The sequence below is a fragment of the Mesorhizobium sp. WSM3224 genome (genome assembly GCF_000427725.1).
Classification (GTDB): domain Bacteria; phylum Pseudomonadota; class Alphaproteobacteria; order Rhizobiales; family Rhizobiaceae; genus Mesorhizobium.
Genome location: NZ_ATYO01000013.1, coordinates 1 through 19,659 on the forward strand (window position 1 = coordinate 1; position 19,659 = coordinate 19,659).

Annotated in this window: 17 protein-coding genes and 1 pseudogene; 8 read left to right on the forward strand and 10 right to left on the reverse strand. The window is 64.2% G+C overall.

The window, feature by feature from the left end:
* Positions 1–248 (forward strand): annotated as a pseudogene (locus YU3_RS36985) (IS110 family transposase); the annotation flags it as partial.
* A gap of 78 nt (positions 249–326) precedes the next feature.
* On the opposite strand, the gene uvrB reads toward YU3_RS36985, so the two are convergent.
* Positions 327–3,467, reverse strand: a complete 3,141-nt coding sequence (gene uvrB / locus YU3_RS0121045; RefSeq protein ID WP_027168103.1) for an excinuclease ABC subunit UvrB — start codon at positions 3,465–3,467, stop codon at positions 327–329.
* A 99-nt stretch (positions 3,468–3,566) separates the two neighbouring features.
* Positions 3,567–4,502 carry a LysR substrate-binding domain-containing protein gene (locus YU3_RS36990; protein WP_051334017.1) on the reverse strand — a complete coding sequence of 312 codons (936 nt, stop codon included), beginning with the start codon at positions 4,500–4,502 and terminating at the stop codon, positions 3,567–3,569.
* 104 nt (positions 4,503–4,606) lie between these two features.
* Between YU3_RS36990 and YU3_RS0121055 the strand changes: the two genes are divergently transcribed.
* Positions 4,607–5,830, forward strand: coding sequence for a TauD/TfdA family dioxygenase (locus YU3_RS0121055; protein ID WP_198021692.1), 1,224 nt, complete (start codon positions 4,607–4,609; stop codon positions 5,828–5,830).
* A gap of 15 nt (positions 5,831–5,845) precedes the next feature.
* On the opposite strand, the gene YU3_RS0121060 is transcribed toward YU3_RS0121055, so the two are convergent.
* Positions 5,846–7,102, reverse strand: coding sequence for a hypothetical protein (locus YU3_RS0121060; RefSeq protein WP_027168105.1), 1,257 nt, complete (start codon positions 7,100–7,102; stop codon positions 5,846–5,848).
* A 141-nt stretch (positions 7,103–7,243) separates the two neighbouring features.
* On the opposite strand from YU3_RS0121060, the gene YU3_RS0121065 reads away from it, so the two are divergent.
* Positions 7,244–8,299, forward strand: a complete 1,056-nt coding sequence (locus tag YU3_RS0121065; RefSeq protein ID WP_036259145.1) for a CapA family protein — start codon at positions 7,244–7,246, stop codon at positions 8,297–8,299.
* A 94-nt stretch (positions 8,300–8,393) separates the two neighbouring features.
* Complete coding sequence (locus tag YU3_RS0121070) at positions 8,394–9,365, forward strand: DUF3137 domain-containing protein (protein WP_036259115.1); 972 nt, start codon at positions 8,394–8,396, stop codon at positions 9,363–9,365.
* 107 nt (positions 9,366–9,472) lie between these two features.
* Here the strand turns inward: YU3_RS0121070 and YU3_RS0121075 are convergent, their stop codons facing one another.
* A complete protein-coding gene (locus YU3_RS0121075) occupies positions 9,473–9,955 on the reverse strand; it encodes a DUF2314 domain-containing protein (RefSeq protein WP_027168108.1) in 483 nt (160 codons plus the stop codon).
* A 227-nt stretch (positions 9,956–10,182) separates the two neighbouring features.
* On the opposite strand from YU3_RS0121075, the gene YU3_RS0121080 reads away from it, so the two are divergent.
* Positions 10,183–10,809: a hypothetical protein gene (locus YU3_RS0121080; protein WP_027168109.1), complete on the forward strand. Its 627-nt coding sequence runs from the start codon at positions 10,183–10,185 to the stop codon at positions 10,807–10,809.
* A gap of 6 nt (positions 10,810–10,815) precedes the next feature.
* On the opposite strand, the gene YU3_RS0121085 is transcribed toward YU3_RS0121080, so the two are convergent.
* A complete protein-coding gene (locus YU3_RS0121085; protein WP_027168110.1) occupies positions 10,816–11,331 on the reverse strand; it encodes a hypothetical protein in 516 nt (171 codons plus the stop codon).
* Between the two features lie 951 nt (positions 11,332–12,282).
* On the opposite strand from YU3_RS0121085, the gene YU3_RS0121090 reads away from it, so the two are divergent.
* On the forward strand, positions 12,283–13,221 hold the full coding sequence (locus YU3_RS0121090; protein ID WP_027168111.1) for a diacylglycerol kinase family protein: 939 nt from the start codon (positions 12,283–12,285) through the stop codon (positions 13,219–13,221).
* 72 nt (positions 13,222–13,293) lie between these two features.
* Here YU3_RS0121090 and YU3_RS0121095 read toward each other — a convergent pair whose 3' ends face one another.
* The 3 genes from YU3_RS0121095 to YU3_RS0121105 are packed head-to-tail and all read right to left on the reverse strand — an operon-like array spanning position 13,294 to position 17,035.
* Positions 13,294–14,211: an NAD(P)-dependent oxidoreductase gene (locus tag YU3_RS0121095; RefSeq protein WP_027168112.1), complete on the reverse strand. Its 918-nt coding sequence runs from the start codon at positions 14,209–14,211 to the stop codon at positions 13,294–13,296.
* Positions 14,208–15,422: a mandelate racemase/muconate lactonizing enzyme family protein gene (locus tag YU3_RS0121100; protein ID WP_027168113.1), complete on the reverse strand. Its 1,215-nt coding sequence runs from the start codon at positions 15,420–15,422 to the stop codon at positions 14,208–14,210. Before YU3_RS0121100 ends, YU3_RS0121095 begins: the two co-directional genes overlap by 4 nt.
* The gene (locus tag YU3_RS0121105; protein ID WP_027168114.1) at positions 15,419–17,035 is read right to left on the reverse strand and encodes a GMC family oxidoreductase N-terminal domain-containing protein; all 1,617 of its coding nucleotides are present in this window, start codon (positions 17,033–17,035) and stop codon (positions 15,419–15,421) included. Before YU3_RS0121105 ends, YU3_RS0121100 begins: the two co-directional genes overlap by 4 nt.
* Positions 17,036–17,222: 187 nt before the next feature.
* On the opposite strand from YU3_RS0121105, the gene YU3_RS0121115 reads away from it, so the two are divergent.
* Positions 17,223–17,618: an acyl-CoA thioesterase gene (locus YU3_RS0121115; protein WP_027168115.1), complete on the forward strand. Its 396-nt coding sequence runs from the start codon at positions 17,223–17,225 to the stop codon at positions 17,616–17,618.
* A gap of 488 nt (positions 17,619–18,106) precedes the next feature.
* Here the strand turns inward: YU3_RS0121115 and YU3_RS0121125 are convergent, their stop codons facing one another.
* Positions 18,107–18,475, reverse strand: coding sequence for a helix-turn-helix domain-containing protein (locus tag YU3_RS0121125; protein WP_027168117.1), 369 nt, complete (start codon positions 18,473–18,475; stop codon positions 18,107–18,109).
* A gap of 91 nt (positions 18,476–18,566) precedes the next feature.
* Here YU3_RS0121125 and YU3_RS0121130 point away from each other — a divergent pair, with 91 nt between their 5' ends.
* Positions 18,567–19,172: an NADPH-dependent FMN reductase gene (locus tag YU3_RS0121130; protein WP_027168118.1), complete on the forward strand. Its 606-nt coding sequence runs from the start codon at positions 18,567–18,569 to the stop codon at positions 19,170–19,172.
* Positions 19,173–19,221: 49 nt separating this feature from the next.
* Here the strand turns inward: YU3_RS0121130 and YU3_RS0121135 are convergent, their stop codons facing one another.
* A complete protein-coding gene (locus tag YU3_RS0121135) occupies positions 19,222–19,614 on the reverse strand; it encodes a helix-turn-helix domain-containing protein (RefSeq protein ID WP_027168119.1) in 393 nt (130 codons plus the stop codon).
* Positions 19,615–19,659: the final 45 nt, after the last annotated feature.

The following is a 19,659-nucleotide window of genomic DNA, read 5'->3' on the forward strand; positions in this document are numbered from 1 at the left end:
CCAACGACAGCGGCAAGCGCAGCGGTCGCCGGCCGGTGCGTGGCGGTCGCGCGGGGCCGCGCTCGCTGCTCTTCCTCATTGCCCGCATCGTTGCCAAATACGATCCGCACATGGCCGCATTCCATCAGCGGTTGCAGGCCGCCGGCAAAGAGAAAATGGTCATACGCATCGCGCTCGCCCGCAAGCTGCTCGTCATCCTCAATGCAAAAGCACGCGACGCGCGCATCGAGTTCGCAAATGCAACTTGACACCTCAGATAGTCGCTCATCCGTCTCGGCGCTACGCGCCGATCCACCTTCTCCCACAAGGGGAGAAGGGGAAAAGTGCTACCGCCCCGGGCGCCCGGTCTTGCTTGTCCGGCGCTTTTGACGGCGCTCGTCGCCTGGATCCTCGTAGGAGCCGATGCCGGCGCGCTGGCGAACGATTGGTTTAGGGGAATCGTCGCGTTCCTTCGCGCCCCCCTCTGTCCTGCCGGACATCTCCCCCACATGGGGGGAGATTGGCTTTGGCTTTGCCGGCACTTTTCCTTCGACCGGTTTTTCGGTGCGGCGCACCGTCATCTCGTCGAGCGAATTCTTCTTGAACAGCGGTTTGGTAGCCTCACCGGGAATGCCGAAGTCGGAGCCGTGCGCTTCCTGCGCCGACTGCTTCTTGAACAGCGAGCGCGATACCGCGCCGGCCGGGGTCGGCATGTCGCTGCCGGGCCCCATGTCGTCGATCGACGGCTTGGCGAACAACGGCTTCTTCACCGGTACGGCGCCATCGGCGCCCATCTCATCCAGCGCCGGCTTGCGGAACAGGTTGGGCCGGGCAGCCTTGGCCGCCTCTTCGGCGGCGCGGGCTTCATCGAGCTTGCGGAACCGCTCCTGTTCCTCGACCGTACGATGTTTCGCCACGCCCTTGTTATGCTTGCCCTTCTCGCGGCCTGATGCAGGACTTTGGCTTTCCACCTCGCGCGCCAGCGGGTCATCGGAGATGGCAAGTTCCATCTCGCGCAGCCGCTTGATCTCGTCGCGGACGCGTGCGGCCTTCTCGAAGTCGAGATTGGCGGCGGCGTCGCGCATCTGCTTGTCGAGCGCCTCGAGATGGGTCTTGAGGTTGTTACCCATCATGGCGCCGGCACCGTCGGTGAACTGCGAGATGTCGGCGCGGACGTGATCCTTTTCGTAGACCGAGTCGAGGATGTCGGAGATGCGCGACTTGACCGATTCCGGCGTGATGCCGTTGGCGGCGTTCCACTCCATCTGCTTCTCGCGGCGGCGGTTGGTCTCGGCCATCGCCCGCTCCATCGAGCCGGTGATCTGGTCGGCATAGAGGATGACCTTGCCGTCGACGTTGCGGGCGGCACGGCCGATGGTCTGGATCAGCGAGGTTTCGGAGCGCAGGAACCCTTCCTTGTCGGCGTCGAGGATGGCGACGAAGCCGCATTCGGGGATGTCGAGGCCTTCGCGCAGAAGGTTGATGCCGACCAGCACGTCGAAGGCGCCGAGGCGCAGGTCGCGCAGGATCTCGATGCGCTCCAGCGTATCGATGTCGGAGTGCATGTAGCGAACGCGGATGCCGTTCTCATGCAGATATTCGGTGAGGTCCTCAGCCATGCGCTTTGTCAGCACCGTGACCAGCGTGCGATAGCCGGCCCGGGTCGTATCGCGGATCTCGCCGACGACGTCGTCGACCTGGCTCTTGGCCGGACGCACCTCGACCGGCGGATCGATCAGGCCGGTCGGGCGGATGACCTGCTCGGCGAAGACGCCGCCGGACTGCTCCAGTTCCCATCCGCCTGGCGTCGCCGAGACAGCGACCGACAGCGGGCGCATGGCGTCCCATTCCTCGAAGCGCAGCGGCCGGTTGTCCATGCAGGAGGGCAGGCGGAAACCATATTCGGCCAGCGTCGCCTTGCGGCGGAAGTCGCCGCGATACATGCCGCCGATCTGCGGCACGGTGACATGGCTTTCGTCGATGAAGATTAGCGCATTGTCCGGCACATATTCGAACAGCGTCGGCGGCGGATCGCCGGGCTGGCGGCCGGTGAGATAGCGCGAATAGTTCTCGATGCCGGCGCAGGAGCCGGTCGCCTCCAGCATTTCGAGATCGAAGCGCGTGCGCTGTTCCAGCCGTTGCGCCTCCAGCAGGCGGCCAGCCATTTCAAGCTCTTGCAGGCGATGCTTGAGTTCTTCCTTGATCGACTTGATGGCTTGATTCAAGGTCGGGCGCGGCGTCACATAGTGTGAGTTGGCGTAGATCTTGACGCTCTTCAGCTCGCCGGTCTTCTGCCCGGTCAGCGGGTCGAACTCCGTGATCTGTTCGATCTCGTCGCCGAACATCGAGATGCGCCAGGCGCGGTCCTCCAGGTGGGCGGGGAAGATTTCGATCGTGTCGCCGCGCACGCGAAACGAGCCGCGGACGAAGTTAATGTCCTGGCGCTTGTATTGCTGGGCGACGAGGTCGGCCAGCAGCGAGCGCTGGTCGAGCCGGTCGCCGACCTGCATCTGGAAGGTCATCGCGGTGTAGGTCTCGACCGAGCCGATACCGTAGATGCAGGACACCGAGGCGACGATGATGACGTCGTCGCGCTCGAGCAGCGAGCGCGTCGCCGAATGGCGCATGCGGTCGATCTGCTCGTTGATCGAGGATTCCTTCTCGATATAGGTATCGGTCCGGGGCACATACGCCTCCGGCTGGTAATAGTCGTAGTAGGAGACGAAATACTCGACCGCGTTTTCGGGGAAGAATTTCTTGAACTCGGAATAGAGCTGCGCGGCCAGCGTCTTGTTGGGCGCGAGGATCAGGGCAGGGCGCTGCGTCTCCTCGATCACCTTTGCCATGGTGAAGGTCTTGCCGGAGCCGGTGACGCCGAGCAGCACCTGGGTGCGGTCGTTCTGGTCGACGCCCTCGACGAGGTCCTTGATGGCGGTCGGCTGGTCGCCGGCCGGCTCGAAATCCGACACCATCTTGATGGCGATGCCGCCTTCCGATTTCTCCGGGCGGGCCGGACGATGCGGCGTCCAGAGCTGGCCGTCCTTGTGCAGCGGATTGCCGGACTCGATCAGCGCCGATAGCGCCGCGACGGTCGCGGTGACGCCGCCCGAGGAAACCGACTCGGCGTCCTCCAGGCTGATGTCGAGGCCGGCCACCGGGTTGAGGCCGGCGGCCGCGCGCTCCTTCGCCGAGGCAGCGCCGCCCATCGAGGTGCCACGCGCCGTGCGCCCCGGCGCCGACGAGCGTTCGGGGATCTTCTTCGGGGCTTTTGCCTTAGGCTGCTTTTCCGCCTCGCGCTCGATCTGTCCGGCCCAATCGGAGATCGATCCGGTCAGCGGCGCACCGGAAAAGTCAGCCTGCGGTGCCTCGGCAAAACCACCGGGCTCAAGCGGCTCAGCGGCGTCGAGGAATTCGGTCAGCGGACTGCGCCGCTTCTGCGCGCCATCTTGCGCCGGCGAAGGCGTTTTCTTGTCAGGACGTTTGGCCATGACCCGAATATGGGAGGACTCGGCCAAAATGGGAAGAGCGGAGTGAAAGGGCGCCGGCGGCCCGCAGACGCTGCTGACAGCAGGCTGTCAGGAGAGGCGTCATGACCCGACCAGCAGGGGATCGCCCGCCTCCGCCGTCGCAACCGCGGCAAGCGCCGCGGCGACGGCGGCAGCGCGGCGGGCCTTCGGCCCGTCCACCGGCCAGACCAGTCGGCGCCTGATGGTCAATGCTGGAACGTCGCGGGCGATCTCGACGAGCCGACCGGAGCCGAGATGCTCTCTCAGCACCAGTTCGCTGGCGAGCAATGCCCCCATGCCGGAGATTGCGGCTTGCGCTGCCAGGACCGTCAAGGGGAACCGCGGCCCGTGGTCGAGGTCTTTCCGCTGCAGACCAGCGGCGGTGAACCAGTCCCGCCACGTGGGATAGACGTCGTCGCCCATGGTCTGATCGATATGCAGCAGAGGCAGGCGGTCAAGCACCGCGGCGCCATCCCGGTCGGAGCGGTTTCGCATCAAGGCCGGGGCGCAGGCGGGGATAACCCTTTCTGTGAAGAGATCGGCCGATGCGAGATCCCTAGCCGAACTGTTGCGGTAGCTGATGGCGAGGTCGATGCCTTCCTCCAGCATCGCGTCCAACGCGATCGACACGACGACGCGCACATCCAGCTTGCCAAGAGCCGCACGGACATTGCCGAGGCGCGGCGCCAGCCAAAGCGAGGCGAAGGAGGGATCGGCCGCTACGGTGAAAGTATCGGCGCGGCGTTCGAAACGCAGCCGCCTCAGCCCGGAGGTCAGCGCGTCGAAGCCGCGGTCGATGTCGGGCAATGCCGCCTCGGCAATACGCGTGAGCGCGATGCCGTTACCCTCGCGCCTGACCAGCTTGACGCCAAGCCGATCCTCCAACTGCCGCAACTGATGGCCGACGGCACCCGGCGTGACACCGAGTTCGTCGGCGGCGCGCGTGAGACTGCCGGTGCGCGCGGTGGCGGCCAGCGCCCGTAAAGCCGATAGCGGAAGGTCGCGAAGAAACGTCATGGATTGAGCTTACCTCAAAACTTGCGAAAGCAAACTCGTTTGCAGAAATGGCCGAGAAAGACCTAACCTTGTTGAAGGCAGCTCAACCCAAGGAAGCCATCGCGATGCTCGATATGCAAACGCAGTCCGTCCCCGCCGATCAGGCTCTTGCGATGCCTTGTTCCTTGCGCTCGGTGCGCAACGAAGGAACACGCATCGAGGTCGAATTCGATGACGGCAGCGCCGGCCAGCTGTCGATGCGCTGGCTGCGGCTTGCCTGCGAATGCGAGACATGCGGCGACACCGCCTCCGGAAAGCGCTGGCTGACGCCCGCCGACGTTCCCGCCGATGCCCGGGCAACGTCGATCGAAATCTCGTCGGGCGGAAAGATGGACGTGGTTTGGCAGGACGGCCATGTCTCGCGCTTCGCGGCGAGCTTTCTGGCTGCTCATGCTGGACGGGTCGGCGACCCGGGGGCGGAACGCTTCCGGCCGGTGCTGTGGAGCAGCAATCTCGCGGGCCGGCTCGGCTGCTTTGCTTTCGATGCCGTGGTCGAGGACGACGAGGCGCTTTTCCAATCGCTGCGTGCCTTGCGCGACCACGGCATCGCCATGCTGACCGGTGTTCCGGCCGAGCCCGAGGCGACGCTGCGCGTCGCCGGCCGCTACGGTCCCGTGCGCGAGACCAGCTACGGCAAGGTTTTCGACCTCATCTCACGACCGGACGCGCGGGTGGCCGGAGAGACGGCGCGTGCGCAGATCCCGCACACCGACGAGCCGTTCCGCTATTCACCGCCGGGCTTCATCTTCTTCCATGCCATCAGGACCGGCGCCGGCAGCGGCGGCACGTCGCTAATGGTCGACGGCTTTCAGGTCGCCGAGCGGATGCGCCGCGACACGCCTCATTTGTTCGACCTGCTCGCGCGGCATGGCGTTACATTCCATCGTGAGCACGCCGGGGACGTGTTTTTCAGCGCCGAGGCGCATGTCATCAGCCTCGATGCGAGCGGCGCTGTCACCGGCATACGCTACAATGACCGCTGCCTGGCGCCACAAGCCGGTTCGATCGAGGAGATCGACGGCCTGATCGAGGCGCTTGCCGAATTGACGCGGCTGATCTGCAATCCGGCAGACCAGTTCCAGCACCAGCTGCAGCCGGGCGAGGTGCTGGTCTTCGACAATCAGCGGGTCCTGCACGGGCGCACCGCCTTCGATCCGACGCGGGCCGTCCGGCACCTCAGAAGCTGCAACCTCGATCGCGACGGCGTCCACAGCGCGTTTCGCACCCTGGCGCGGCGCTTTGCCCCTCAAGAGGCCGAGGCCGTACTCTATCAGGGCGCTATCCTTTAGCCTGTGGATTGGTCCTCAGTTGAACCACAGCGCGAAAGTCAAAAAGCCGGCGCCGCCGAACTGGCTCTGGATCTGGCCGAAATCGTCGCTGCTGAGGATCTTGCCGCTTTCGAGATAGGGCGCGATGCCGGGGCCGGTGATCGATAGCACGAGATCGAAAGGTTTCGGCTCGTCGAAGAACCGCTTCATGTTGATGCCTTTGCCGCTGATACGGAAATGCGGCAGCAGCACGCGGCCATCGAGCAGGTCTTCGGCCACCGTCAGCGTGGCGAGCCAGGCCTGCACCTGTTCCTGGCCGACCTCGAGGCCGGTCAGCGGGTTGACGCCCTTCTGCTGCGGTCCGGGCAGCCATTCGCGGTCGTTGTCGGTCTCGGCCAGGATCGCTTTCCAGTCCTCGCGCGACAGCCGGATCATCTCCAGCAGGTGGCGTCGCGCCGCCCGCCGGCGCTCCGGCTCGATCACCGGCCAGTTGACGAGATGCACCAGAGAGATGAAGTCGGCGAGGCGCCATTCGGAGGTGAACATGTTGCCGCTCATGCCGCCGTCCAGCGGCACGAGTGTATCCTGCAATGGCAGATTTGCCCTCGGAAAGAGCATGTGGAAGGAACCGTCGAAGGCATTGCGGAAATCATGCGCCAGCCAGAAATCGGCCTGGGCCATCAGGAATTCGGCATAGCCCTGCAGCCAGAAGCCGTCGGCGCGGTCGAAGCGGAAAGTCAGCGAGGGCGCGGCATCGCTCGTGTCGACGCTGCCGCGCGAGAGCGAGGCCATGATCGCGGCGAGGCTTTCGTCCGGCGCGATCGCGCCGTCTTCGTTGAGGTCGATGCCGACATGGGTGAGGTCGACGATCATGCCGATGTCGGCGCCGGCAGGGACGGAGCCGAGCGTGGCGGCGGATTTTTCGAGCCGGTCGCGGAAGGCGACCAGGATGGCGCGGAATTCTTCGTAGGTCAGCGGTTCCGGGTTGGGATTGTCCGGCACGGGCAACTGCATCAGCGGCAGCATGAAGGATTTCGGACTCTCGAAGCCGTGGCGATGCAGGCCGCTGGCGAGGAGCTCCAGCGCGGTGAAGAATTCGCCGGCGCCGGCGGCATAGGCCGCTGCCGGGTCCTTGGCCGCTGCCGCCTCCAGCGTCGACAGCGCCGTGTTCCGGTCGGTCACGCTCTTCGCCTCGAACATGGACTTGGCCGCGTCCGGCGTCTCCGCCCAGGCGAAGGACGCCGGCAGGAACACCGACAGGGCGGCTGCAAAGACAGTCTTCAGCAACATTATCGTCCTCCACTGCGTGACGTGGCGGAGCATACACGTATTTTGGCCCGGCCGAGCCTGGGTGATGTCCGTTGTCGGATCATTCGGCGGCCGGCTTCTACCAGCTCGTCAGACAGTCTACACAGGGCGAGATTGGACAGGCCCGTGTCGAACTATCCGCTTTCCTACAAACTGTCGTGGTTGCCGCGTTTCCTGAAGCCGTCGCTTGGCGGCGACAGGAGCGGTTTCGCGGCGCCGGCGGCGGTGCTGATTGATCCGCCGCCGATGCGGAAGGTGCGGCTGGCGTTCGTCGGCGACATCTCGGCCGTGGCCAATCGCGATGCGCCGGAATGCGATCCGGCGATCGCCGCGCTGCTTTCATCCGCCGACCTCGTCGTCGGCAATTGCGAAAGCCCGATCGTCGAGCGTCCACGCGCCATGGTGGGCACCTGGCTCGGCACGCATCACGCGATGAGCGAGCGTTTCCTGGCCGATGCGCTTGCAAGCGCGGGCATCGCACGCGACAGGGTCGTTCTGTCGCTGGCCAACAACCATGTGCTCGATCAGGGCATCGCCGGCTTCGAGGAAACGCTTGCGGCGCTGAAACGGCTCGAGATCCGTACCATAGGCACGGTGGCGGGCGGGTCTGTCCAGCATCATGCAGCCGGATCGCTGACGATCGGCTTTGCCGCTTTCACGCTTTGGCGCAACACAGATGCCGCGCCGTTTATAGAACGCGTCTCGATGCGCGACGATCCTGCCGAATGGCCGCGCGGCGTTGTCTCCGGCGTCGATCTGCTCTGCGCGGTGCCGCATTGGGACTGGGAGTTCCGGCACTTTCCAAGACCGGCGACGCGAGCGCTGGCGAGGAAGCTTACAGACCATGGCGCCCGGCTGATCGTGGGACATCACGCCCATGTCGCGCAGCCGGCTGAGCGGATCGGCGACAGCGTGGTCGCCTATGGGCTTGGCGATTTCCTCGGCACCGCCCTTACGCGCCAGCCATGGCCAGGTCGTATAGGGTCGATCCTGACCGTCGATGTCAGTGCCGATACTGCCACGCGCGGTATGATCGCGGCGTATGAACTGCATTTCTTCGCGCGCCTCGCCACCAATGGCCACGAGCGGCTGGTGCCGGTGGAGGCGCTGGAAGGCGCATTGAAGCGAAAGGTTGCGGCTCGCCTCGAAGCGATCTTTGGCTGTGCTCGAGCCGATTTCTGATTTGATCTTGCCTCGCGCGCGACAACCGACGCGCTGCACTGACGCGGCCTGCGAAAGCGGCTATCATAGGCTCAGGCTTGCGGTGGGGGTGGCTATGGAAACGGCGGATTTCATGCCGAGCGAAGCGGTGATCGCCGGCATCAGGAAGGACATCGAGGCCTATGAGGCCGGGCGAGCGTCGGCCTATCGTCAGACCCGCTGGCGCGTGCCGGCGTTCATCGGATCGCTGCTTGTCGTCGTGGCGCTGGTGGCCTGGCTTTTCAACAAGCTCGCCGATCCGAACGAGCAGTGGTTGTCGACGCCGCATGTGTTCCTTTATGTCAGCGGCTTCGTGGCCGCTGGCTTGCTCCATTTCCAGGCGGTAAAGCCGGCGAGGAAACTGCAGCAATCGTTTCGCAATACGCTGCTGCCGATCATCTTCGGCTTCATCCAGGACATGCGCTATCAACATGGCGCGCCGCCGAAGTCCTTCGACCGGTTGCCGCGTGAAACGGTTGGCACGTTCAACCGCCCGTATTTCGAGGATGTCATTTCCGGTCGGTACGAAGGCTTTCCGTTCGAACTCTACGAGGTGACGCTGTTGGAGAGGAACGGCAAGACAACATCGATGGTGTTCAAGGGCATCATCATCGCGTTTGAGACCACTGCGCCGTTCCCGGGGATACTGGTGGCGGCGCGGCGGGCCAATATGGTCGCCGGCTTCTTTCGCGGCATGTTCGCCAGCAAGGTGGAAGAACTGTCATGCGGCGTACCGGAACTCGACGCCGCCTACGAGTTCCGTACCGACAATGCCGAGGCTGCGCGGCCGCTGGTGACCGGCAGGCTGGCGCTGGCGCTGAAGTGGCTGAGCGAAACATGGCAGAAGGAACCGGCACGCGTCGCGCTCAACGGCAGCGACGGCTTTCTGCTGCTGCCGCAAAACAAGAACTTCTTCGAGCTGCCCGATATCTCGGTGCCGCTCGACTACAAGACGCATATAGCGCCGATGATCGCCGATCTCGGAGCGATGCTGGCGACAGCGGCGCTGGTGCGCAAGGTCGGCGCGAAGGACGAGGCGGCCGGCTAGTGCGTTTCACCGTTTCACGGAAACGGCGAAACGCCCTATCTCTTTGTTTTTTACGCAATTCCGGGCGGAAAACCGCTCACACTTTTCCTGGAATTGCTCTAGCAGGCTCAGCAGTCGAAGCCATATGCGGCGCGCATGGAGTCGGCCTCTTCCTTCGACATCTTCTTGAACATCACACAGACGGTGAAGCTGCCGACCTGGTGCCCGTTCCTGGTGTAGCCCCAGTCGGAAATATCGTCCCTGGTGAACTCGATGTCCTGGCCGAGGACGACGTTTTGAACGATTTCCGGCTCGTTCGCCAATATGCCGACGAAGCCGGTCTCGGTCCGCTTGAAGGGGATGACCCAGAAATGCTCCGTCGCGTTTCCGTCGGCGACCATCACCTTCAGCTTGAACCTGCCGGTTCCCGGCGGCGGAGTGTCGGACAAAGCCAGGAATTCATCCAGGCTGGATCGCGCCTTTGCGATCGCTGCTGCCATGTCGGCGTCGTCGGAGGCTATCATCATGGCCTTGTCGTCGCCTTGCGCCCGAGCATGCAGTGGAGCGAGCGCCAGCAGCAGGCACAACGCGAAACGAACGGCAAAGATCATGACGCCCCCCAAGGCCATTGATTTCCTGTCCATTATCCTCCTGCAATGTGTCGGCTTTATCAATACGAGGCTGCGGCTCGCGTCGCCAGGATCAGGCTCATCGGTGCGCGCCGGCCGTTCCGGCAATCCGATTGTCACTGGGGAATGATAAGCGGGAAACAGCTCGGCTGCCGAAGCGAGGCCGCCATCGAACGCATTGAATGGAACCGCGCGGGGAGGACAGGACTATGCGGAGGAAATTTGCGGCTGCGGCATTCGCCGCGATCATGCTGTGCGCCGGGCCTGCCCGCGCCGAGGATCCGAAGGCTTTCAAGCTGACGATCGATGGCGTCACGGTCGACATCGATCCGGGCGAGGATATCGACGTGACCCTGCCCGGCGGCAGGACCAGCAAGGTGCGCATCGACCACAATGATTTCGCCACCTTCTCCGGCGGCACATTTTCCTTCGTCCATCCAAGCGGCAATTCGGTTACCAAGACCGATCTCGGCGACGGCATCGCCCAGTATCTGATGGCTTCGGCGCTCGGCACCCTCGTCGTGGTGCAGAAATACGACAAGATGAACCCGGTCTCCCTCAACCAGCTGATGCTGCAGGAGATGACCAAGGAAACGATCCAGGCGGGCGGGCAACTGACGCAGGCGCCGACGACCCGCAAGCTTGCCGACGGCAAGGCGCTGACCGGGCTTAAAGCCACCGTGAAGACGCGCACCGACAGCGCGGATTTCGAGATCGTCGGCTTCGGCACCGCCGATCAGGGACTGCTCTTCATCACGCGCATCGGCGATCAGGACAATGCCACCGAACAGCCACTGATCGACAAGTTTTGGGAGACCCTGAAGTTCAAACCGTAGGCGAGCTTACAGACCAGTCAGACCAGCCAGCCAGCTTGCGGACCGCTTCGCCGCGTCCACCGTTGCGCCGGCGGCGCGGCTGAGATCGGTCTTGACCACGGCATAGCCTGCCTTGGTGCGGTAAAGCACGGCGCGGCCGCCATCGACCGACCCATCGAAGGCGACGGGTCTCGCGGCTTCCGTCTCGCTGGCCGTCACCGTTGCGCCGACCGGAACGCTCGGGCGGCGGTTGAGTTCGGGCGGCAGCGGGGCGATGGTTTCGACGACGCGGTTCCTGGGCTTCAGATCCGGCCTGGAGGCTTTCGCGGCAAGCTCGGACGAAGAGGCCGAGCCTTTGACGCGGCAGATGCCCGAAACCAGCGGATAGTTGAAATTGCGCTGATGCAGCATCTGGCCCTTCATCGCCGCTTCGCAGTCGGCGATCGTTTTCCATTTGGCCGGCGTCTCGCCGATATATTCACACAGCTTGGCGTCGCAGTCGCAGCCGACGATGGTCATGGCGACAAGGGCGGTCTTGATCACGATCTTGTCCCTTCGAATTATCTCTCCCCCTGCATCAATCCACGCCGAACAAGGCGGGATTTGGCCGCCATTGTGAAATGTGGAGGATGGGACGTTGCCGAAGGTTGCTCAGCCGGAGACTGTGGCTGAAATGCCTCAGTCGTGGACGTGCTCAGTTTGGTGCCGGCCCTGGCCAGTCGGCGGTACAGGGTTCAGTTTGCAGCGCCGATCCACGAACGGGCCACTCGCGGGCTTGGCGATGCGTCGGCAACAGACTGCCGGGAAAGCCGCTCCAAAAAGACAGTTGGCGCTGGGATTTCTCCCAGCGCCTCCCTGTCAGATCAGGAACCGGTTATGGCAGCAACTTCCGTAAAGTCGTCGCGCCAGGCCAGCCTTGATTTTGACGGTCCTGCCAGTCGCCACCCGAAGGCAGCGCCCGTTCCAGACCACGCCGATCTCCACCCTTGCGGGCTTCGCCCAGCGTGCCATCGAAGGTTTTTACCGGCCTTCATGGCAGCATCGGTCCGCCGTCGGCGTTGGCACGCTTTCCGCGGCACCCGTAGGTCTCGGCATCCTTCCCTCCAACAGGCGAACCTGCCGTCGTTCCGGGCCGTACGGGCCTCAGGAAATCCGCCTTGCGCTTTTGCCTTTCGGCTGGGCGTTCGGTAGCCGCCTGAGATGGGTTTAACGTACGCCGGGTAAGCGGTTTGCGGAATGCCCTCGGCCCTGTGGATAGCGGGATTATCGGGGACCAATGGCAAAAGCCTCGGAATTTGCCGGCCGAGCTCCTTGGACAGCCTGCCCCGCTTTTCTGTTGCACTCGGATACTGGAGCCTTGCCCCGCCGCCCGGTCCGCGTTTCAATGCCGGCAAAAGACTTTGGCCCGGCAAGGCTTTGGGCCGGCAAAGGCTTTTGGGCGCCAGCGCGGCATCCGCCGCGCGTTTTGGACAGCCTGCCTCGGGGGAGGTCAGTTTGAAGGTCGGGGTGGTTCTCAATCCGATTGCCGGCGGCGGCAGGCTCAAGCGGCATTGGGCGCAGGCGGCGGTGTCGCTCAACAGGAATTTCGGCGATTTCGAGCTGCGCGAGACGCAAGCCAGCGGCGACGCCGAGCGGTTGTCGATCGACCTCGCCGCCGGCGGATGCGACCTGGTGATCGCGGCCGGCGGCGACGGCACCGCCAGCGAGGTGGCCGACGGGCTGCTGCAGGCGCAGCACGAGACCGGCCGCGAAAGCGCGCTGGGGCTTCTGCCTTGCGGCACCGGCATCGACTTCGCGCGCGGGCTTGGCCTGCCGCGCGGCATCGACGCCACACTGAAGCGTATCGCCGATGCCAAGGCGCGGAAAATCGACGCCGGTCGCATTTGCTACATCGACGACCACGGCGCGCTGGCCAGCCGTCACTTCATCAACATCGCCAGTCTCGGCCTGTCCGGCGCGACGGATCGCGCTGTCAACGTCGACAAGCGCAAGGGCAGGGTCTCGGCCAAGGCGCTGTTCTTCTGGCGCACGGTGCTGGAATTCATCCGCTACCGATTCCAGGACGTCCGGATCACCATCGACGACGGCGAGCCGGTCGAGGCGCGCGTTGCGCTGGTGGCGGTAGCCAACGGGAAATTTTTCGGCGGCGGCATGATGATCGCGCCGGACGCCGACCTCGCCGACGGCCAGTTCGACATCGTCATCCTGCGCGCCGCCGGCAAGCTCGGCCTGATAAGGGACATCCGCCTGCTCTATGGCGGACGGCATCGCAACCATCCGGCGATCACCATCCTGCGGGGGCGCAAGGTGCTGGTCGAACCGCTCGGCGATATCGAGAAGAACGCCGCGCTGGTCGACATAGACGGCGAGTCGCCAGGCCGGATTCCGGCGACTTTCGAGATCCTGCCCGGCGCGCTGACGCTGAGAGGTTGAATCAACTGGCTGAGGGGTTGATTCAGCCGGTGCAGTCAGGTGACTGAAATGGCTGACTAAATTTTTTGCCGGCTACGGTTCGAGCCTGGCCGGGAAGCCCGGCGCGCGAAGCTCAACACCGACTTCATCCTCGAGCAGCTTGACGATCCGGGTCGACCAGGCATCGCCGCCATAGGCACGCTTGCCTTCCTCGAAGATCGCGTTGACGCGAGACGCCAGATCGAGCGGCGCGCCGAAATCCCTGCCCATGGCCAGCGCGAAGCCGAGGTCCTTCAGCGCCAGGTCCATGGTGAAGCCGATATCGTAGGAGCCGTTGAGGACAAGCTGGCTTTCGGTCTCGTGCACGAAGCTGTTGCCGGAAGAGGCGACGATGGCGTGGTAGGCCTGGGCGAGGTCAAGCCCGCCCTGTTTGGCCAGCATCAGCGCCTCGCCGGCGGCGACAAGATGGATGAAGGCCAGCATGTTGGTGATCACCTTGATCACCGCCGCCGAGCCGACCGGACCCATCAGGAACGACTTCGCGCACATCGCCTCGATCGCCGACCGGTGATGTTCATAGAGGGCAGCGTCGCCGCCGACCAGCGCTGTGATCCTGCCCGCGGCCGCCAGATGCACCCCACCGGTCACCGGGCATTCCAGCGTCTCGATGCCTTTTGCCGAAGCGAGTGCGGCGAGCCGCAGTATCTCGTCGCGGCCATTGGTCGACATCTCGATCCAGGTGCCGCCCGGGGGCAGGCCCTGAAGCAATCCGTCGGGGCCGGCGAGCACCGCTTCGCTGACCTTCGGCGAGGGCAGGCAGGTGATCGCGTTGCCGGTGCGGGCAGCGGCATCCGCCGGGCTCGCCGCCGGCGTGGCGCCGAGTGCGACAAGGCGCTCCACCGCCGCCGGGTCACGATCGAAGACGGTGACGGCAAAGCCGTTGCGCAGCAGGCTGGCGGCAAGGTTGCCGCCGAGATGGCCAAGGCCGATGAAGGCGTAAGCGCGGGTCAAGGCATCAGCGGCGTCTGCATCATCTGCAGATGCAGGTCCTTGCCGGTGTAAGGATGCGCCTCGCAAACCGCCTCGTTGAGTTCGACGCCGAGGCCAGGCTCCTTCGACGGGATGACGTTGCCGTCCTGCCATTCGATCTTCTTCTTGAGCAAGGTGGCGTGAAAGCCGTCCCATTGCTTCAGCGATTCCAGGATGAGGAAATTGGGCAGCGTCACCGCAAGCTGGATGTTGGCGGCACCGACGATCGGGCCGCAATAGCAGTGCGGCGCGATCTGAATATGGTAGGCCTCGGCCATGGCGGCGATCTTCTTGGTTTCGAGAATGCCGCCGGAGCGGCCGAGATCCGGCTGCAGGATGGTGGCGGCGCGGTTCTCGATGACGCGGGCGAACTCGAACTTGGTCGTCAGCCGTTCGCCGGTGGCGATTGGAATGGATGTGCCGCGGGCGACTTGCGCCATTACCTCGGGCATGTCCGGCGGCACCGGCTCCTCGAACCACAGCGGGTCGTAGGGCTCGATGGCTCTCGCCATGCGCAGGGCGCCGGATGCGGTGAACTGGCCATGCGTGCCGAACAGGATGTCCGCCCTGTTTCCGACAGCCTCGCGGATCGCCTTGACCATGCGGGCGGAGAGGTCGATATCGATGAGGCGCGGCTGGTGGCCGTCAAAGGCGGTATAGGGGCCGGCCGGATCAAGCTTGACGGCGTTAAATCCTTGCTCGACATATTCGAGCGCACAGGCGGCGGCCATGTCGGGATCGTTGTAGACATTCCTGCCGTCCGGCGCGTCCTCGGAATGGACGCTGCCGGTGTGCGGATAGAGATAGGTGTAGGAACGCAGCGTCTCGTGCACCTGGCCGCCGAGCAGCTTGTAGACCGGCTTGCCCGCTTCCTTGCCGACGATGTCCCAGCAGGCCATTTCCAGCGCCGAAAAGCAGCCCATGCCGGAAACGTCGGGACGCTGCGTGAAGCCGGAGGAATAGGCGCGGCGGAAGAAATTCTCGATGTCGTGCGGATCGCGGCCGACGAGATAACGCTCGGCCATGTCCTCGATCATTTTCGCGGTGATATGCGCGGAGAAGGTCGCGTTGTAGGCCTCGCCATAGCCGACCACGCCGCCATCGGTGGTGAGCTTGACGAAGATGAAATACTTGCCGCCGATGCCGGGCGGCGGGTTGCCGACAACCCAGGTCTTGACGTCGGTGATTTTCATTTTTGATCCTCCAGAACCAGCTCGGCGCCTTTCCATCCGGTCAGGATCGAGGCGGCATTGGTGTTGCCCGTGATGTTGTCGGGGAAAATTGAAGCATCGATGACGCGCAGGCCTTCCAGCCCATGAACTTTCAGCCGCGGATCGACGACGGCGCGCGCGGCATCCGGCCCCATGCGGCAGGTCGAGACCGGATGGTAGACGGTGCCCGAGCGTTTCCTGAAATCCTCGATCAGGTCGGCGTCCGACTTTATCGACGGTCCAGGCAGAACCTCTTCCTCGATGATCTCCGCCATGGCCGGCATCGAGGCGATCTTGCGCACGAACTTCACCGCCGCCAGCATCTCGTCGACGTCGGCATTGGTCGAATAGGCGTTGGCCGTGATTTTCGGATACGCACGCGGATCCTTCGAGCGGATCATGATCTCGCCGCGGCTCGAGGGCCGGCAGTTGGACAAGCCGATCGAGAAGCCGGGCCACGGATCGGGCGTCAGGATAGGGCGCTCGCCGCTCTTCGGAATGACCGTCGAGAAGGCCTGGAAATAGAGCTGCATGTTCGGCCGCGTCATCGACGGGTCGGTGCGAAAGAAGCCGCCGGCATTGTTCATCGACAGCGACAACGGACCCGAGCGCAGCAGGATGTATTGCATGCCGACCAGCAGCTTGCCCCACCAGGGCCGCAGGATCTGGTTCAGCGTCGGCAGCTTGCCCTTGAAGGTGTAGTTGATGCCGACATGGTCCTGCAAATTGGCGCCGACATTGCCGTTGGCGTGGACGACCGGGATGCCGAGATTGCCGAGCAGCGCCGACGGGCCGACGCCGGACAGCTGCAGCAGCTGCGGCGTGTTGATCGAGCCGCCCGAAAGGATCACCTCGCGGCCGGCGCGGGCGGTTTTCGTCTCGCCGTTCTGCTCATATTCGACGCCGACGGCGCGCCTGCCTTCTAACAGGATCTTCGTCGCCAGCGCGTTGGTCTCGACACGGACGTTGGAACGCTTCATCGCCGGCCGCAGGAAGGCGCGGGCGGCGGACATGCGGCGGCCGTTCTTCGTCGTGATCTGGTAGATGCCGACGCCTTCCTGGGCGGCGCCGTTGAAATCAGGATTGAGCGGCAGCCCGGCCTGCTGTGCGGCGGCAAGGTAGCGCTTGGTCAGCGGGTGCACCGCGTTTGTACAGTCGGTGATGCGCAGGGGGCCGCCGACGCCGCGCCACTGGTCGGCGCCCGCCGCATTGTCTTCCATCGCCTTGAAAGAGGGCAGGAGGTCGTCATAGGCCCAGCCCGGATTGCCGGCGGCGGCCCAGGCATCGAAATCCTCGCGCGCGCCGCGGATGAAGACCATGGCGTTGATCGAGCTCGAACCGCCGAGCAGCTTGCCGCGCGGCCAGTGGTCGGCATTGTTGCCGAGGCCGGGATCCGGCTCGGCCTTGTAGTTCCAGTTGACGGTCGGGTCGAAGAAGGTCTTGCCGTAGCCGAGCGGCATCTGGACGTAGAAGCGCCGGTCGGTTCCGCCGGCCTCCAGCACCAGCACCGAGAAACGTCCCGAAGCCGACAGTCTGTCGGCAACCACCGAACCGGCCGAGCCGGAGCCGACGACGATGAAATCATAAGTCTGCATGGTGGAAGGGCGGGCTCCGCAAATTCCGGCTTACCCTAGACATTGCCGGCTTGCAGCGTCGCCGTGGCTTCCGGCATGGCTTGTGAAAAAAGCGACCGGCGCGGCGGTGTGCATTTCGCTTTCACCAAAGCTTGCGACATGACGGTCGCATTGATACGCAACTGAACTGACCTCTAAGGATTTCGCCATGGTGCACTACGCGGACGGAAAACCTCTTGGCGATCTCACCTTGAGGACGCTCGCCATGCCCTCCGACGCCAATGCCGCCGGTGATATTTTCGGCGGCTGGGTCATGGCGCAGATGGATCTTGCCTGCGGCATCCGCGCCGCCGAGCGCGCCAAGGGCCGCGTGGTGACGGCCGCGGTCAAGGAGATGTCCTTCGCCAAGCCGATGAAGATTGGCGACACGCTGTGCATCTACACCCATGTCGAGCGCGTCGGCCGCACCTCGATGGTGCTCAAGGTCGAGGCCTGGGCGCAACGCTACCTGTCCGATCTGATGGAGAAGGTCACCCATGCCGATTTCGTCATGGTGGCGCTCGACGGCGAGGGCAAGCCGAAGCCGATTCCGGCCGAGGGCTGACGCGTCCCGATTCTCAAGAAGCTTGCGGTTTTGTAACAACGCTTCCGCGGGAGATGCGCTTCGCGGCATCCAATGGTTGCCTTCGCGCTCCACTTTGAGGCGCGGGGGAAAGACAATGCGTCAACACATGCTGAACGGCTGGCTCGTGGCAGCCCTTGTCGCTCTGGTCTACCTGCTCGGCATAACGGCCTATTTGGAGGTCACGAAAGACCTCCCGCGCGTTGCCTGCATGCGGGACTTGAAGGCGGTGGGCAAGACGGCGGGGCGAGTGCAAAGCTGCTCGACGGCATGCTGCGACACTACCGCTCCAAGCGCCTGATGAGTTGCCGGCTAAAGACTGTTGTCCCTGGCGAAGCGGTTGCGCGGCGACACTGACAGGCTAGCTCGAGATCGCAGCGGATCCGATCAAAATCGGAAGGTCTGACGAGGCCGGCGCTGAGGCGCACGGGTTTCATCGTCGGTTCAAAATTCCTTGAACTACAAGGGTTTCAGGCCTGCTGGCTGTCGAATTTCGCGCGCGCTTCCTGAACCCGATTTGTGTTCTTGCGCGCCCATGCGCCGAGCGCGCCGACCGGCACCAGCAGCTCGTGGCCGAGTTCGGTCAGCTCGTAGTCAACACGCGGCGGGATGGTCGGAAACACCTTGCGCGTGACGAAGCCGTCGCGCTCCAGGCCGCGCAAAGTGGTGGTCAGCATCTTCTGCGATATGCCGCCGACGGCGGCGCGCAATTCATTGAAGCGCATCGCTCCGCCGCCGAGCTTGCCGACGACGAGCACAGTCCATTTGTCGCCGACCCGTTGCAGGATTTCCGACACGGCCCGGCAGTCCTCGGTGTTGTGCGGGTGCCTCAGTAACAAAAACGTGCCTCCTTGCGCGCCAAGTTGTCAGTATCACATATAGCGCCGGTATCCAAACGATACCAGAAATTCCCGCAAGGAGAGCCCCCTTATGTCCAAGCCCAAAATCGCCATCGTCGTCGGTTCGACGCGCGCCGCCCGCTTCGCCGACGTGCCGACGCAGTGGATCGCCAAGATCGCCAAATCCCATGCCGATATCGACGTCGAAGTCGTCGATCTGCGCGACTGGCCGCTGCCCTTCTTCGACGAGGTCGCTTCCTCGGCCTGGGCGCCGTCGCAGAACGAAGTGGCGCAGCGTTGGCAGAAGAAGGTGGCCGAGTTCGACGGCTTCATCTTCACCGCGGCCGAATACAATCACGCTCCGACCGGTGTCTTGAAGAACGCCATCGATTACGCCGCCAATGAATGGAACAAGAAGCCGGCCGGCTTTGTCGGCTATGGCTCGGTCGGCGGCGCGCGCGCGGTCGAACAGCTCCGCCTGATCGCCGTCGAGTTGCAGATGGCGCCGGTCAAGTCGGCCGTGCATATCGCCTGGGGCGATTTCCTTGCCGTCCGCCAGGGCGAAAAGAAGCTCGAGGACATCGAGCACCTGAACCAGGCGGCAGCCGCGCTGGTCAACGACGTCGCCTGGTGGGCGAGGGTGCTGAAGGCCGCCCGCGCCGCCGATGCGATCGCCGGCGAAGCCCAGGCCGCCTGAGCCACGATAGACATCATCCTCCCGAAGGGCGGCGCTTGCGCCGCCCTTTTTAATTTGCGGAAGCTTCGGCGGTCGGCCTCGGCCTGATGATGCAATCGGCAAGATGCGCCCGCTCGTCGAGCTCGTCGGCGTGATGCTGTCCCCACTGGCAAAGCGCCAGAAGGATGGGCTCGAGGCTGAGGCCGAGCGGCGTCGCGGAGTATTCGACGCGCGCCGGGACTTCCGCGAAGATCTCGCGGCTGACCAGCCCGTGCTCTTCCATCTCGCGCAACTGGTCGATCAGTACCTTCTGGGTGATGCCGGGCATCAGCGCCTTGAGCGCCGACAGCCGGCGCGGACCGTCGAAGAGGTAATAGAGGATCACTGCTTTCCAGCGGCCCGAGATCACTTTCAGCGCGCGTTCCGCGGGGAGCATCGGCAGTCGCTTGATCATGCGGGCCATGGTCACCTCCTGGTGTGCAGCGGACAAATGAGTGTGTAGCGGCGA

Bases quoted from the DNA above. Each gene is read 5' to 3' on its own strand.
- YU3_RS0121075 (WP_027168108.1), bottom strand. From the start codon at position 9,955: ATGATCTTTGCCGTTCGTTTCGCGTTGTGCCTGCTGCTGGCGCTCGCT.
- YU3_RS0121055 (WP_198021692.1), top strand. From the start codon at position 4,607: ATGCTCGATATGCAAACGCAGTCCGTCCCCGCCGATCAGGCTCTTGCG.
- YU3_RS0121100 (WP_027168113.1), bottom strand. From the start codon at position 15,422: ATGAAAATCACCGACGTCAAGACCTGGGTTGTCGGCAACCCGCCGCCC.
- YU3_RS0121105 (WP_027168114.1), bottom strand. From the start codon at position 17,035: ATGCAGACTTATGATTTCATCGTCGTCGGCTCCGGCTCGGCCGGTTCG.
- YU3_RS36990 (WP_051334017.1), bottom strand. From the start codon at position 4,502: ATGACGTTTCTTCGCGACCTTCCGCTATCGGCTTTACGGGCGCTGGCC.
- YU3_RS0121135 (WP_027168119.1), bottom strand. From the start codon at position 19,614: ATGGCCCGCATGATCAAGCGACTGCCGATGCTCCCCGCGGAACGCGCG.
- YU3_RS0121070 (WP_036259115.1), top strand. From the start codon at position 8,394: ATGGAAACGGCGGATTTCATGCCGAGCGAAGCGGTGATCGCCGGCATC.
- YU3_RS0121115 (WP_027168115.1), top strand. From the start codon at position 17,223: ATGGTGCACTACGCGGACGGAAAACCTCTTGGCGATCTCACCTTGAGG.
- YU3_RS0121130 (WP_027168118.1), top strand. From the start codon at position 18,567: ATGTCCAAGCCCAAAATCGCCATCGTCGTCGGTTCGACGCGCGCCGCC.
- uvrB (WP_027168103.1), bottom strand. From the start codon at position 3,467: ATGGCCAAACGTCCTGACAAGAAAACGCCTTCGCCGGCGCAAGATGGC.
- YU3_RS0121080 (WP_027168109.1), top strand. From the start codon at position 10,183: ATGCGGAGGAAATTTGCGGCTGCGGCATTCGCCGCGATCATGCTGTGC.